The organism is Microbacterium sp. 4R-513, from assembly GCF_011046485.1.
Lineage (GTDB): Bacteria > Actinomycetota > Actinomycetes > Actinomycetales > Microbacteriaceae > Microbacterium.
Window position 1 is genome coordinate 2,037,960 of record NZ_CP049256.1, and the last position, 13,019, is coordinate 2,050,978.

The following is a 13,019-nucleotide window of genomic DNA, read 5'->3' on the forward strand; positions in this document are numbered from 1 at the left end:
CTTCCTCTCGGATCAGGCGGCGGTCGGGCGCACGACGGTCTTGATGCAGTCGTCGAGCTTGGCGGAGAACATGTGATACCCCTCGGCGATCTCATCGAGGGGGATGCGGTGAGTGATCAGGTCGCTCGGCTTGAGGTACCCCGCCTGGATGTGCTCCAGGAGCCGCGGCCACTGGCGCTTGACCGGCGCCTGATTCGTGCGGATCGTCAGCCCCTTGTTCATCGCGTCGCCGAACTTGACGGCGCTGAACAGCGGCCCGTAGGCGCCCATGACCGAGACGTTGCCGCCCTTGCGGACGGAGTCGATGGCCCAGTTCAGCGCGATGGGCGAGCCGCCCTGCAGCTTGAACTTGGCGGACGTGATGTGCTGCGTCAGGTTGCCATCGGCCTCGGCGCCGACCGCCTCGATCACGACGTCGGCCCCGAGGCCGTCGGTCGCCTTCTTGAGGTCGACGACGACGTCCTGGGTCTCGGCGAAGTTGTGCGTCTCGGCGAAGGCGAAGTCGCGGGCCTTCGCGAGCCGGTAGTCGAGATGGTCGACGACGATCACCCGGCCGGCGCCCATGAGCCACGCCGATCGCGCGGCCGCGAGACCGACCGGGCCCGCCCCGAACACGGCGACGGTGTCGCCCTCGACGATGTCGCCGAGCTGCGCGCCGAAGTAGCCGGTCGAGAAGGCGTCGGTGAGCAGGAGGGCGTCCTCATCGTCGAGCCACTCGGGGATGATCGACGGCCCGACGTCGGCGAAGGGCACGCGCACGAGCTCCGCCTGCCCGCCGTCGTAGCCGCCCGTGGTGTGCGAGTAGCCGTAGATCCCGCCCACGGCCGTCGCATTGGGGTTGACGTTGTGGCAGTTGGAGTACAGCCCTCGCGCGCAGAAGAAGCACGAGCCGCAGTAGATGTTGAACGGCACCATGACCCGGTCGCCGACCTTCAGGTTCTGCACGGACGGGCCGACCTGCTCGACGCGTCCGATGAACTCGTGACCGAACGTGTGCCCGATCCGGAGGTCTGGCATCATGCCGTGGAACAGGTGCAGGTCCGATCCGCAGATCGCGGCCAGCTCGACGCGGACGATCGCGTCGTTCGGGTGCTCGATCTTCGGATCGGGCTTCTCTTCGACCCGCACCTTGTACGGACCTCGGTACGTCATCGCCTTCATGCGCAACCTCCTCTGGTCCCTGCCAGACTGCGCGACGCTCCGGCGACCTCTGAGGGGGTTGCGTCAGGCTCGGACGCCGGATATAGCGCGCCCGGATCCAGCGAGAGGCGCCGGATGCCTCGGCGCGTCGGCTCAGACGGTGAAGCGCGGTGGCGGCACGTCCGGTGCACGGTGCTTGCGACGCCCGTCCGGGGCCTCGGCCAGCAGCTCGGCGACGAGCTCGTCGACCCGCCGGCGGATCTCATCGCGGATGGGCCGCACGACCTCGAGCGGCTGACCCGCGGGATCGTCGAGGTCCCAGTCCTCGTAGCGCTTGCCGGGGAAGATCGGGCACGCGTCGCCGCAGCCCATCGTGACCACGACGTCCGACGCCCGCACGTCGTCGACCTCGAGGAGCTTCGGGATCTGGGACGCGATGTCGATGCCCTCCTCGGCCATCGCCGCGACCGCGACGGGGTTGATGCTCCCCTTCGGCTCAGAGCCCGCGGAGAGCACCTCGACGCGATCGCCGGCGCGAGCGCGCAGGTAGCCCGCAGCCATCTGCGATCGCCCCGCGTTGTGCACGCAGACGAACAGGACGGTCGGTCGGGTGCTCATGGTCTCCACCTTCCCACGGGGCGCTCAGTCCGTTCCGTTGATCGTGCTCCGCCGCTCGAGCAGCACGGTGTCGCGCCATCGGCCGGCGTTCGGCCCCTTCGCCGAGCGGGCGATGCGCTCCCTGCGTCCGACGGTTCGGAACCCGAGCGCCTCGTGCAGCCGGATGCTCGCAGCGTTCTCGGGGAAGACCGCCGACTGGACGGTCCAGAAACCCTCGGCATCCGCCGCCTCGACGAACGCGGTGAGAAGCATCCGTCCGACGCCGCGTCCCTGGGCCGAGCGTTCGACGTAGATCGAGTGCTCGATCACCCCGCGGTAGACCGCGCGGGACGAGACGGGGGATGCCGCGGCCCAGCCGAGCAGGTCGCCTCCGGCATCTACGGCGGCCAGCCGCGGGGCCGGCACCTTTCCGGCGTCGAACTCCTCCCACGTCGGGGTTCGGGTCTCGAAGGTCGCCTCGCCGTCTTCGATCCCCTGCCGGTAGATCGCCTCCACGGCCGGCCAGTCCGCCGCCCTCAGCTCCCGCACGTCGATCATGTGCAGCATCCTCCCGCGTCGGTCGAGCAGACGCCCGTCGCAGGGAGGACGAGCCGGACGGATGCCGCGGCATCCGCGTCTCCCGCGATCCAGGCGACCACGGAGCGCACCTGCTCGTAGCCGGTCGCGAGGAGGAACGTCGGCGCGCGGCCGTACGACTTCATGCCGACGATGAAGAAGCCCGGCTCCGGGTGTGCGAGCTCGCGGTATCCGTGCGGTTCGACGGTGCCGCACGAGTGCACGTTGGGGTCGATGAGCGGCGCGAGCCGGCGGGGCGCCTCGACGATGTCGTCGAGCTCAAGTCGCAGCTCCCGGAGGATCGAGAGGTCCGGCCGGAACCCGGTCGCGTTGACGACCACATCGGTAACGTGCGTGACCAGCTCTCCGGCCCGATGCCCGACGAGCTCGACGCCCTGGTCGCTGCGATGGGCTCGCACGATCTCGAATCCGTCCACCAGCGCCACCTCGCCCCGCTCGAGGGCCGCCTCCACCCGGGAGCCGAGGCGGGCGCGATCGGCCAGCTCGTCGCCGGGGGAGGAGGAGACCCGCGTGGCGCGCGCGTTGCGGATGAGCCACGTCACGGTCGTCTCCGGGTCGGTCCGCGCGAGCTCCGCGAGCGCGAGGAGCGTGTTCGCCGCGGAGTGCCCCGCTCCGACGACGGTGACACGGCGCCCTGCGAAGGTCGGCCGGTCGCGACCCATCACGTCGGGGAGCGCCGGCACCACGTCGGCCGCCACCTCCGCGAGACCGAGGAGCTCCAGGCCGTTGGAGGCGAGGGAGTTGGGCGAGAGGTAGGTGCCTGAGGCGTCGAGCACGGCGCGCGCGGCCACCTCCTCGATCGCTCCTTCCGCCGTGCGGATGCGCACGGCGAAGGGCGCCTGCGCGCGTCCCCGGGTCCGTGTGCGGTCCATGCCCTCCCGGCTCACGCCGATGACCGGCGTGTGCGTGCGGATCTGCGGGGCGATGGCGTCGAGGCCCGCGAGCGGCTCGAGATATTCGCGGACGAGCTCGGCTCCGGTCGGGGCGCGCTCCGGCGCGGGCAGCGTCCACCCCGTCTCGGCGAGGAGGCGCGCAGCCGCCGGATCGACGAGGTGCTTCCTCGGCGAGAAGAGCCGGGTGTGGCCCCACGCCCGGACGCTGGCTACGGCATCCGCTCCCGATTCGAAGACGACGAAGGGGATGCCCCGCTCGGCGAGGTGGGCGGCCGCCGCGAGACCGATCGGCCCTGCGCCGATGATCGCCACGGGCAGTGCTGTCGTCGGCGCCTCGGATGAGGGCCGGGTGAGATCGATGAGTGTCACCGTGCCTCCGCATATCGATGGATGTCGATGCGATTGTCATCCTTATATCGATCGGTGTCAATATCGACTAGCATCGATGCATGCCGACGATGCTCGAGGTCACCGACGTCTCCTCCTCCGCCGGAGCGTGCTGCTCGCCCCTCGTGCGGGAGCCCCTCTCCGCCGACGAGGCCGAGCAGCTCGCGCTCACGATGAAGGCGCTCGCCGACCCCGCGCGCCTGCGCCTGCTCTCGATCGTCGCCGCCTCCGAGGGTGCCGAGGCGTGCGTGTGCGATCTCATCGAGCCCGTCGGCCTTTCGCAGCCGACGGTGTCGCATCACCTCAAGGTGCTGACCGCGGCGGGCTTCCTCACTCGCACCAAACGCGGCACCTGGGCGTATTACGCACTCGTGCCCGACGCTCTCGATCGCGTCGCGCAGGTGCTCTCGCCCTGAGAGGCGGCGAGCCGGCGCCTCACCGTGTGCGCATGCCGTCGAGCGCGATCGTCACCACATCGTGGGCGAGCCGATCTCGATCGATGGGTCCCGTCGGGCGGTACCACTCGACGACGGAGTTGATCATTCCGAACACGAGCCGGGTCGTGACCGCGCCGTCGATGTCGGCGCGGACGAGGCCCGCGTTCTGCGCGGCTCGCACGAGCTCGGTCACCCGTTGGTCGAACAGGCGCCGGCGCTCGAGCGCGTCGCGCTCGGTCACGCTGTTGCCGCGTACGCGCAGCAGCAGCGTGACCGAGGGGAGCCGGTCGATGAGCACCTCGACGGCGGCGCGCAGTACGAAGTCGAGGCGCTCGGCGGGAGTGCCCGTCGACGCCTCCGGCTCGTCGAGCACGCCCTCGAGGGCGCCCAGCGCGTCGTCGAGCGCCTCGGCGAGCAGCTGCTCCTTGGAGTCGAAGTGGTGGTACAGCGCGGACTTCGTGAGGCCGAGGCGCGCGGCGAGATCGGCGACGGAGGTCGCGTCGTATCCCTGCTCGTTGAAGAGGCTCACCGCGACCTCGAGGATCCGCGCCCGATCGTAGCCCGGGCGACCGCGCCGAGCGGGCTGCCCGGTGGGGGCGCCCGTCGCAGGTGTCGCGGTCATCGACCCAGTCTCCCATCCGGCCGCCTGCCGTCCGGCGGGAGCGGCCTCTCTTGGCGATCCTTCGCGTGTCTGCCATTATTACTGAACGATCGGTTAGATATTCCAGAACGACGCGGAGCGCGACCAATGACGGACGGCATCCGGCCTCCTCTCATCGTCGAGTGCGGCGACGACAGGGTCGTGGCGACCCTCGATCGTCCCGCCTCGCGCAATGCCATCGATCTGGCGACGGTCGACGCGCTGCACGCCCTCTGCATCGAGCTGGAGCAGGAGCCGAGGACCCTCATCCTGACCGGCGCCGGCGGTGTCTTCGCGTCGGGGGCCGACATCGCGCAGCTGCGCGACCGCCGTGCCGCAGACGCCCGCCAGGGCATCAACACCTACGCCTTCGAGCGCATCGCGGCGCTCCCCATGCCCGTCATCGCCGCCGTCGACGGCTATGCGCTCGGTGGCGGCGCCGAGCTCGCCTATGCCGCCGACATCCGTCTCGGAACGCCGCGCACCCGGCTCGGAAACCCCGAGACGGGCCTCGCGATCATCGCCGCCGCCGGTGCGACGTGGCGACTTCCCCGCATCGTCGGTCCGTCGCGGGCAGCCGAGCTGCTCTTCACGGGCCGCATCCTCGACGCCGACGAGGCGCTCGCGTGGGGGCTGCTCTCCTCGCTGCACGAGCCCGACGATCTGCTCGCCGCCGCCCACGAGATCGCCGACCGCATCGCCGCGAACGACGCGCTCGCCGTCCGGCACACCAAGTCGGCGCTCCGCGCCCCGCGCGACGCGCACCCGCACGTCGACCTCGAGCTGCAGGCCGAGCTCTTCGAACGCCCCGAGAAGCACGAGCGCATGACGGCCTTCCTCGAACGGAGGAATCGGTGACGGATGCCTCGACCCCCGGCGCCGAAGCGCCCGGCGCCGTGCCTGCCCGCGTGGGCGTGCTGGGCGGCGGTCGGATGGGATCCGGCATCGCCCACGCCTTCGCCCTCGCCGGAGCGACGGTGGTCGTCGTCGAGGCCGACGCCGCCGCGGCCGACGGCGCCGCCGGCCGCATCGCGCAGGCGCTCACCCGTTCGGTCGAGCGCGGCACGAGCTCGCGGGCGCTCGATGACCTGCTCGCCTCGGTGTCGACGGCGACGGATGCCTCGGCCTTCGCCGACTGCGGGCTCGTCGTCGAGGCGGTCCCGGAAGACCCGGCTCTCAAGCGCGAGGCCCTCAGCCGCGTCGAGGCGGTCATCGCCGACGAGGCCGTCCTGGCGTCGAACACGAGCTCGCTCTCCATCGGCGGGCTCGCCGCCGGTCTGCGGCTGCCGGAGCGCTTCCTCGGCCTGCACTTCTTCAACCCCGTGCCGGCGTCGCTGCTCGTCGAGATCGTCGTGGGGGACGCGACATCCGTCCCCGTCGTCGAGCGCGCTCGCGACTGGGTGAGCGCTCTCGGCAAGACCCCCGTCGTGGTGCGCGATGCCCCCGGTTTCGCCTCGAGCCGGCTCGGCGTCGCGCTCGCCCTCGAGGCCATCCGGATGCTCGAGGACGGAGTCGCGTCGGCAGAGGACATCGACGCCGCGATGGAGCTGGGGTACCGGCATCCCGTCGGCCCCCTGCGCACGACCGACCTCGTGGGCCTCGACGTGCGGCTCGCGATCGCCGACGAGCTGCGCGAGCGGCTGGGGGAGCGGTTCGCGCCGCCCGAGCTGCTGCGGCGGATGGTGGCCGAGGGGCGTCTCGGCCGCAAGACCGGCCGAGGTTTCTACGAATGGAGCGATGCATGACCGACTTCCTGCCGAGCTACCTCCGGGGCTCGTGGTGGACGCCGACGACCGGATCCGGCGCCGAGGTGCGCGACCCGTCCACGGGCGAGCTCATCACCGTCGTGAGCGCCGAGGGCGCCGACCTCTCCGGTGCTCTCGAGTACGCGCGGACGACGGGCCAGGCCTCGCTCGGAGCGATGACCTTCCACCAGCGCGCGGTGCTGCTCAAGGAGTTCGCCCTCGCGCTGACCGACCGCAAGCAGGAGCTGTACGAGCTCTCCAAGCGCGCCGGAGCGACCCAGCGCGATTCGCTGAGCGACATCGACGGCGGCATCGGCGTCCTGTTCACGTACTCGTCCAAGGGTCGGCGCGAGCTGCCCAACGGCCGGGTCTACCTCGACGGCCCCGTCGAGTCGCTGTCGAAGGACGGCTCGTTCCTCGGCCGTCACGTCTACACGCGCCTTCCCGGCGTCGCCGTGCAGATCAACGCCTTCAACTTCCCCGTGTGGGGCGCCCTCGAGAAGTTCGCCCCGGCGTTCCTCGCGGGGGTGCCGAGCCTCGTCAAGCCCGCCACGCCGACCGCCTACCTCGCGGAGGCGTGGATGCGCATCCTGGTCGAGACGGGTGCCTTGCCCGAGGGGTCGCTGCAGCTCGTCAGCGGAGGCCTGTCCGGCATCTTCGAGCACCTGCGACTGGGCGACACCGTGAGCTTCACCGGGAGCGCCTCGACGGCGGAGCGCCTGCGCGCGCAGGCCGCACCCGGGGTGAAGTTCACCAGCGAGACCGATTCGATCAACGCCTCCGTGCTCGGCCCCGACGCCGTGGCCGGCACACCGGAGTTCGATGCGTACGTCAAGCAGCTCCTTGTCGAGCTCACGACGAAGGCAGGGCAGAAGTGCACGGCGATCCGGCGGGCCATCGTGCCCGAGGCATCCGTCGACGCCTTCGTCGAGGCGGTGCGCGAGAAGATCTCCGAGCGCGTCGTGATCGGCGACCCGCATGCGGAGCAGGTGACGATGGGGCCACTCGTCTCGACCGAGCAGCGCGACGAAGTGCTCGGCGCGGTCGACGCGCTGCGAGCGGCCGGCGGGCGGCTTCTTCTCGGGTCGACCGATGCGCCCGAGGTCGTCCGTGCCGACGGCTCTCGGGGAGCGGCGCCGGACGGCGCGTTCCTCGAGCCCATGCTGGTGGGGTTCGCGGATGCCTCGGCCCCCGCGGTCCACGATGTCGAGGCCTTCGGCCCCGTCGCGAGCGTCCTGTCGTACCGCACACTCGACGAGGCGGCGGCGCTGGTCGATTTGGGCGGCGGCTCGCTCGTCACGAGCGTCGCGACGAACGACCCAGGCGTCGCGACCGAGCTCATGAGCCGCATCGCGGCGTTCAACGGCCGCGTGCTCTTCCTGAGCCGCGACAACGCGCGCACCTCGACCGGGCACGGCTCGCCCGTGCCGCACCTCGTGCACGGCGGCCCCGGACGGGCCGGCGGCGGCGAGGAGCTGGGCGGCATCCGCGCGGTGCTGCACTACATGCAGCGCACGGCGGTGCAGGGGTCGCCCGAGATGCTCACGGCGCTGACGGGAGTGTGGCATCAGGGTGCGGCCGTGCACCAGGGGCGGCACCCGTTCCGCAAGTCGCTCGCCGAGCTCGAGCTCGGGGATCAAGTCGTCTCGGAGTCCCGCGAGGTCACGCTCGCCGACATCGAGACCTTCGCGAACTTCACGGGCGACACGTTCTATGCGCACATGGACGAGGCCGCGGCATCCGCGAACCCGTTCTTCCCCGGTCGTGTGGCGCACGGCTACCTGCTCGTCTCGTGGGCCGCGGGGCTCTTCGTCGACCCCGATCCCGGCCCCGTGCTCGCGAACTACGGACTCGAGAACCTGCGATTCCTCACGCCGGTGTCGCCGGGCGACACGATCCGCGTCGTCCTGACGGCGAAGCAGATCACGCCGCGCGAGACCGACGAGTACGGCGAGGTGCGCTGGGATGCCGTCATCCTGAACCAGCACGACGAGATCGTCGCGACCTATGACGTCCTGACGCTCGTCGCGAAGGAGCAGCCGGCGGAGGCGCGGGCATGAGCGAGGAGCTGCGCACGATGCTCCAGCGCGACCGGGCGTCGGCGATGCTCGGGATGCGCGTGGTGGTCGATGAGCCGGGCCATGCGGTGGTGTCGATGCCGGTGCGCGACGACATGACGAACGGCTTCGCCATCACGCACGGCGGCTTGGTCTTCGCCCTCGCCGACACGGCTTTCGCGATGGCGTGCAACGAGGACGAGTCGATCACGGTCGCGGCGGGCGCCGACATCACGTTCCTCAAGGCGACGGGTGCCGGGCAGGTGCTGACGGCCGAGGCGCGGCGTCGCACGAGATCGGGTCGCAACGGCCTCTACGACGTGACGGTGACCGACGAGACCGGCGACGTGGTCGCCGAGTTCAGGGGGCGCTCGCTGACCACGAATCGGCGCCTCGAGGAGTGACGGTTCCCCGCAGATGCGAGCCGCGCTACAATTACTGAACGCTCGTTCTGTAATCCTCCGAAACGCTCGGAAACGGGAGGGGAGTCGACGATGACCACAGTGCAATCCGTGATGGATGCCGAAGAAGAGGCGCAGGCCGCCTTCGACGCGCTCATCGAGGCCGAGTCGCGCATCGAACCGCGCGACTGGATGCCCGAGGCGTACCGCAAGACGCTCATCCGGCAGATCTCGCAGCACGCGCACTCCGAGATCATCGGCATGCAGCCCGAGGGCAACTGGATCACGCGGGCGCCGAGTCTCAAGCGCAAGGCGATCCTCATGGCCAAGGTGCAGGACGAGGCGGGCCACGGCCTCTACCTCTACTCCGCGGCGCAGACCCTCGGCATCACGCGCGACGAGATGACCGAGCAGCTCATCGACGGCAAGGCGAAGTACTCGTCGATCTTCAACTACCCGACGCCCACGTGGGCCGACATGGGTGCGATCGGATGGCTCGTCGACGGCGCCGCGATCTGCAACCAGGTGCCGCTCTGCCGCGCCTCGTACGGTCCGTACGGGCGGGCGATGGTGCGCATCTGCAAGGAGGAGTCGTTCCACCAGCGGCAGGGCTTCGAGATCCTCCTGACTCTCATGCAGGGCACTGACGCGCAGCGCGAGATGGCTCAGGATGCAGTGAACCGCTGGTACTGGCCGTCGCTCATGATGTTCGGCCCGCCCGATGACGAGTCGCCGAACTCCGCGCAGTCCATGAAGTGGAAGATCAAGCGCTTCTCGAACGACGAGCTGCGGCAGCGGTTCATCGGGATGCTCGTGCCCCAAGCCGAGGTGCTGGGCGTGACGCTCCCCGACCCGAACCTCCGATGGAACGACGAGACCCAGCGGTGGGACATGAGCGAGATCGACTGGGAGGAGTTCAAGGAGGTGCTCTCCGGTCGCGGCCCGTGCAACGCCGAGCGCCTGCGCAACCGCCGAACCGCCCACGAAGACGGTGCCTGGGTGCGCGAGGCCGCGGCAGAGTACGCGCGCAAGCAGGCCGGCATCCGCTCCTTGAGCGAGCGGAGCGAGCCCAACCGCGCTGACCCCCACGCAGTACCCGACGCCCATCCGGTCCCTGACCCCCATCCGGTCCCTGACCCCCACCCGGTCCCTGAGCTCGTCGAAGGGTCGAACCGATGACCGCCCCCGGCGCATCCGCCCGCGAGACGTGGCCCTTGTTCGAGGTCTTCGTCCGTGCGAACCGCGGGCTCAGCCACGTCCACGCCGGCTCGCTGCACGCTCCCGACGCCGAGATGGCGCTGCGCAACGCGCGTGACGTGTACACGCGTCGCGGCGAAGGCACGTCGGTGTGGGTCGTCCCGGCCGAGGCCATCACGACGAGCGACCCCGACGCGAAGGGCGCCTTCTTCGAGTCGCCCGCGGGCAAGAACTATCGGCACGCGAAGTACTACACGGCTTCCGAGGGGGTGCCGCACCTGTGACATCCCGGACACCTCAGAAAACGGTCCCCCCGGGATCGGCGGGTGAAGTCCACGTGACCGTCGACGACATCGCCCTCTCCGCCGAGCTCGCGGGAGGCGACGCGCGCCCCGGCTCGGCCGAGATCGCCGAGTACGCCCTGTGGCTCGGTGACGACGCGCTCATCCTCGCTCAGCAGCTGAGCGCCTGGATCTCGCGCGCGCCCGAGCTCGAGGAGGACGTCGCCCTCGGCAACATCGCGCTCGACCTCCTCGGCCATGCCCGCTCGCTGCTCCGCTACGCCGCGGCGTGGGACGGCCGCACCGAGGACGATCTCGCCTACTGGCGCGACGAGCCGGAGTTCCGCAGCGCCTGGCTGTTCGAGCAGCCCAACGGCGACTTCGCGCAGACGATCGCACGGCAGCTCGCGGCATCCGTCTACTGGTTCGAGCTATATTCGCGACTGCAGGGGTCGTCCGACGCGACGCTCGCGGCGATCGCTGCGAAGGCCGTGAAGGAGGTCGAGTACCACCGCGACCACGCCGTGCAGTGGACGCTGCGGCTCGCCGGGGGAACGGACGAGTCCAGGCGACGGATGCTGCGCGCCGTCGTCGACGTGTGGCCCTATGTCGGCGAGCTCCTCCGCGACGAGCCGCTGACCGACGCGCTGGCGGCCTCTGGCGTCGCTGTGCGTCCGTCCGACCTGCGCGAGGGCTTCGACGCCGTGATCGCCGCGGTATTCGCCGAGGCGGACATCGAGACCCCCGCCGGATTCGTCTCGGCCGGCGGCGGCCGGCGGGGCAGCCACGCGGCACCGCTCGGCTACGTCCTCGCCGAGATGCAGGTGCTCGCCCGCAAGCACCCGGGGGCGACATGGTGACCGTTTCGACCGCCACCCCGGTCCCCGAGCTTTCCCGGGTCCGCGAGCACCCCCCGGTCCCCGAGCAATCCCCGGTCCCCGAGCTTGTCGAGGGGTCGTCCCTCGGCCTCGCCCGCCGGGTCGCGGCATCCGTCACCGATCCCGAGGTCCCGGTCCTGACGATCGAGGATCTGGGCATCCTGCGGTCGGTTGACGTCGACGGCGACCGCGTCGTCGTGACGATCACCCCCACGTACTCGGGCTGCCCGGCCGTGGACACGATCCGCGACGACCTCGTGCTCGCGCTGTCGGCGGCGGGCTTCGCGCAGGTCGACGTGCGGCTCACCCTCGCCCCCGCCTGGACGACGGACTGGATGAGCGACGCGGGCAAGCGCAAGCTCGAGGAGTTCGGCATCGCTCCGCCGACGGGGCGTGCGGCCGTCGGGGGCCCGATCCCGGTCCGGCTCAGCGTCCGGTGCCCGCGGTGCGGCTCGCTCGACACACGGGAGCTCGCGCGCTTCGGATCGACCTCGTGCAAGGCGCTCTACGAGTGCCGCGCGTGCCTCGAGCCGTTCGACCACTTCAAGGCGCACTGATGGCGGAGTCGCCGCTCGAGAGGGCGCGGATCGCCGAGAGCTTCCTCGCGAGCGCCGTCGGCGGCCCGCGCGGCAGCCGGCATCGTGCGCGTTTCCACACCCTGCGGGTCGCCGCGGTGCGGCCGCTGACGGATGCCTCGATCGAGGTGACGTTCGCGATTCCCGAAGAGCTCCGCGGCGATTACGACTACCTCGCCGGACAGCACGTGGCCCTTCGCACGATGCTGGACGGGCACGAGGTGCGCCGCTCGTACTCCCTCTGCCGCGCGATGGACTCCGGTGGGGGCGGCGATGGCCCGCAGACCATCAGCGTCGCGATCAAGCGGGATCTCGGCGGTCGCTTCTCGACGTGGGCGCAGACCGAGCTGAAGGTCGGCGACACCCTCGACGTGATGAGCCCGCAGGGGAGCTTCACCTCGGCGCTCGCCGACCTCGACGGCCGCCATGTCGCCGGCATTGCGGCCGGCTCGGGAATCACGCCTCTCATGGCGCTCGCCTCCACCGTGCTGGCGCGGTCCGACACCTCGCGCTTCACCCTCGTGTACACGAACCGCTCGACGACCGATGTCATGTTCGTCGAGGAGCTGTCCGAGCTCAAGGACCGCTACCCGACGCGCCTCGCGCTGCACCATGTGCTGTCGCGCGAGCAGCGCACGGCTCCGCTCCTCTCCGGCCGCATCGACGAGGATCGCCTGCGCCGCATCCTCGACGAGCTCGTCTTCCCCGAGACGGTCGACGAGTGGTTCCTCTGCGGACCCTTCGACCTCGTGCAGCTCTGCCGCGACACCCTCGCAGACATCGGCGTCGACGCCGCGCACATCCGCTACGAGCTCTTCACGACGGGTGAGCCGGGTGCCGAGGCGCCCTCCAGCGGGCGACCGGTCGTGGTGCGCGAGGACACGCCGGTCTACCGCCTGGAGTTCTCGCTCGACGGCCAGTCGTCGACCGTCGACAGCCCCCTCGACGCGCACGAGTCGATCCTCAACGCCGCGCTCCGCGTGCGGCCCGACGTGCCGTTCGCGTGCGCCGGCGGCGTGTGCGGGACGTGCCGCGCGCGGCTCGTGGAGGGCTCGGTGGCCATGACCGAGAACTACGCCCTCGAACCCGACGAACTGGAGCGCGGCTACGTGCTCACCTGCCAGTCGCACCCCAAGACCGACCGCGTCGTCGTCGACTACGACGTGTGAGGGGAGGGGATTCGGCGTGCGGAGG

At 70.8% G+C, this 13,019-nt stretch carries 15 protein-coding genes; 10 read left to right on the forward strand and 5 right to left on the reverse strand.

Going from position 1 to position 13,019, the window contains the following annotated elements:
* Nucleotides 1-12 precede the first annotated feature (12 nt).
* From G5T42_RS08850 to G5T42_RS08865, 4 genes are all read right to left on the reverse strand, one after another.
* Entirely contained in the window at nt 13-1,161 is a 1,149-nt protein-coding gene (locus G5T42_RS08850; protein ID WP_165127783.1) for a zinc-dependent alcohol dehydrogenase, read from the reverse strand.
* A 132-nt stretch (nt 1,162-1,293) separates the two neighbouring features.
* Nucleotides 1,294-1,758 (reverse strand): arsenate reductase ArsC, encoded by a 465-nt coding sequence (locus G5T42_RS08855; protein WP_165127785.1) that lies wholly within the window; start codon nt 1,756-1,758, stop codon nt 1,294-1,296.
* 24 nt (nt 1,759-1,782) lie between these two features.
* Nucleotides 1,783-2,295, reverse strand: coding sequence for a GNAT family N-acetyltransferase (locus G5T42_RS08860; RefSeq protein WP_165127787.1), 513 nt, complete (start codon nt 2,293-2,295; stop codon nt 1,783-1,785).
* The gene (locus tag G5T42_RS08865; RefSeq protein WP_165127789.1) at nt 2,292-3,596 is read right to left on the reverse strand and encodes an FAD-dependent oxidoreductase; all 1,305 of its coding nucleotides are present in this window, start codon (nt 3,594-3,596) and stop codon (nt 2,292-2,294) included. The genes G5T42_RS08860 and G5T42_RS08865 overlap by 4 nt, the downstream gene beginning before the upstream one ends.
* A gap of 80 nt (nt 3,597-3,676) precedes the next feature.
* Between G5T42_RS08865 and G5T42_RS08870 the strand changes: the two genes are divergently transcribed.
* Nucleotides 3,677-4,030, forward strand: coding sequence for a metalloregulator ArsR/SmtB family transcription factor (locus G5T42_RS08870; protein ID WP_165127791.1), 354 nt, complete (start codon nt 3,677-3,679; stop codon nt 4,028-4,030).
* A 19-nt stretch (nt 4,031-4,049) separates the two neighbouring features.
* On the opposite strand, the gene G5T42_RS08875 is transcribed toward G5T42_RS08870, so the two are convergent.
* Nucleotides 4,050-4,673, reverse strand: coding sequence for a TetR/AcrR family transcriptional regulator (locus tag G5T42_RS08875; protein ID WP_165127793.1), 624 nt, complete (start codon nt 4,671-4,673; stop codon nt 4,050-4,052).
* A gap of 126 nt (nt 4,674-4,799) precedes the next feature.
* Between G5T42_RS08875 and G5T42_RS08880 the strand changes: the two genes are divergently transcribed.
* The 9 genes from G5T42_RS08880 to paaE all read left to right on the forward strand — a co-directional run bounded on the left by G5T42_RS08880 (nt 4,800) and on the right by paaE (nt 12,994).
* A complete protein-coding gene (locus G5T42_RS08880) occupies nt 4,800-5,549 on the forward strand; it encodes an enoyl-CoA hydratase/isomerase family protein (RefSeq protein WP_165127795.1) in 750 nt (249 codons plus the stop codon).
* Nucleotides 5,546-6,436, forward strand: coding sequence for a 3-hydroxyacyl-CoA dehydrogenase family protein (locus G5T42_RS08885; RefSeq protein WP_277601740.1), 891 nt, complete (start codon nt 5,546-5,548; stop codon nt 6,434-6,436). Before G5T42_RS08880 ends, G5T42_RS08885 begins: the two co-directional genes overlap by 4 nt.
* A complete protein-coding gene (paaZ, locus tag G5T42_RS08890) occupies nt 6,433-8,496 on the forward strand; it encodes a phenylacetic acid degradation bifunctional protein PaaZ (protein WP_165127797.1) in 2,064 nt (687 codons plus the stop codon). Before G5T42_RS08885 ends, paaZ begins: the two co-directional genes overlap by 4 nt.
* The gene (paaI, locus tag G5T42_RS08895; RefSeq protein WP_165127799.1) at nt 8,493-8,897 is read left to right on the forward strand and encodes a hydroxyphenylacetyl-CoA thioesterase PaaI; all 405 of its coding nucleotides are present in this window, start codon (nt 8,493-8,495) and stop codon (nt 8,895-8,897) included. The genes paaZ and paaI overlap by 4 nt, the downstream gene beginning before the upstream one ends.
* Nucleotides 8,898-8,987: 90 nt before the next feature.
* On the forward strand, nt 8,988-10,073 hold the full coding sequence (gene paaA / locus G5T42_RS08900; protein ID WP_165127801.1) for a 1,2-phenylacetyl-CoA epoxidase subunit PaaA: 1,086 nt from the start codon (nt 8,988-8,990) through the stop codon (nt 10,071-10,073).
* Nucleotides 10,070-10,375, forward strand: coding sequence for a 1,2-phenylacetyl-CoA epoxidase subunit PaaB (paaB, locus tag G5T42_RS08905; RefSeq protein ID WP_165127803.1), 306 nt, complete (start codon nt 10,070-10,072; stop codon nt 10,373-10,375). The genes paaA and paaB overlap by 4 nt, the downstream gene beginning before the upstream one ends.
* 53 nt (nt 10,376-10,428) lie before the next feature.
* The gene (paaC, locus tag G5T42_RS08910) at nt 10,429-11,232 is read left to right on the forward strand and encodes a 1,2-phenylacetyl-CoA epoxidase subunit PaaC (RefSeq protein WP_241245753.1); all 804 of its coding nucleotides are present in this window, start codon (nt 10,429-10,431) and stop codon (nt 11,230-11,232) included.
* Nucleotides 11,229-11,807 carry a 1,2-phenylacetyl-CoA epoxidase subunit PaaD gene (gene paaD, locus G5T42_RS08915; RefSeq protein ID WP_241245754.1) on the forward strand — a complete coding sequence of 193 codons (579 nt, stop codon included), beginning with the start codon at nt 11,229-11,231 and terminating at the stop codon, nt 11,805-11,807. The genes paaC and paaD overlap by 4 nt, the downstream gene beginning before the upstream one ends.
* Entirely contained in the window at nt 11,807-12,994 is a 1,188-nt protein-coding gene (gene paaE / locus G5T42_RS08920) for a 1,2-phenylacetyl-CoA epoxidase subunit PaaE (protein ID WP_165127810.1), read from the forward strand. The genes paaD and paaE overlap by 1 nt, the downstream gene beginning before the upstream one ends.
* Nucleotides 12,995-13,019 lie beyond the last annotated feature (25 nt).

What these genes read in the sequence shown, in the direction of transcription:
- paaZ (WP_165127797.1), top strand. Translation starts at nt 6,433, where the DNA reads ATGACCGACTTCCTGCCGAGCTACCTCCGGGGCTCGTGGTGGACGCCG.
- paaB (WP_165127803.1), top strand. Translation starts at nt 10,070, where the DNA reads ATGACCGCCCCCGGCGCATCCGCCCGCGAGACGTGGCCCTTGTTCGAG.
- G5T42_RS08860 (WP_165127787.1), bottom strand. Translation starts at nt 2,295, where the DNA reads ATGATCGACGTGCGGGAGCTGAGGGCGGCGGACTGGCCGGCCGTGGAG.
- G5T42_RS08855 (WP_165127785.1), bottom strand. Translation starts at nt 1,758, where the DNA reads ATGAGCACCCGACCGACCGTCCTGTTCGTCTGCGTGCACAACGCGGGG.
- G5T42_RS08875 (WP_165127793.1), bottom strand. Translation starts at nt 4,673, where the DNA reads ATGACCGCGACACCTGCGACGGGCGCCCCCACCGGGCAGCCCGCTCGG.
- paaE (WP_165127810.1), top strand. Translation starts at nt 11,807, where the DNA reads ATGGCGGAGTCGCCGCTCGAGAGGGCGCGGATCGCCGAGAGCTTCCTC.
- paaA (WP_165127801.1), top strand. Translation starts at nt 8,988, where the DNA reads ATGACCACAGTGCAATCCGTGATGGATGCCGAAGAAGAGGCGCAGGCC.
- G5T42_RS08870 (WP_165127791.1), top strand. Translation starts at nt 3,677, where the DNA reads ATGCCGACGATGCTCGAGGTCACCGACGTCTCCTCCTCCGCCGGAGCG.
- G5T42_RS08850 (WP_165127783.1), bottom strand. Translation starts at nt 1,161, where the DNA reads ATGAAGGCGATGACGTACCGAGGTCCGTACAAGGTGCGGGTCGAAGAG.
- paaI (WP_165127799.1), top strand. Translation starts at nt 8,493, where the DNA reads ATGAGCGAGGAGCTGCGCACGATGCTCCAGCGCGACCGGGCGTCGGCG.
- G5T42_RS08880 (WP_165127795.1), top strand. Translation starts at nt 4,800, where the DNA reads ATGACGGACGGCATCCGGCCTCCTCTCATCGTCGAGTGCGGCGACGAC.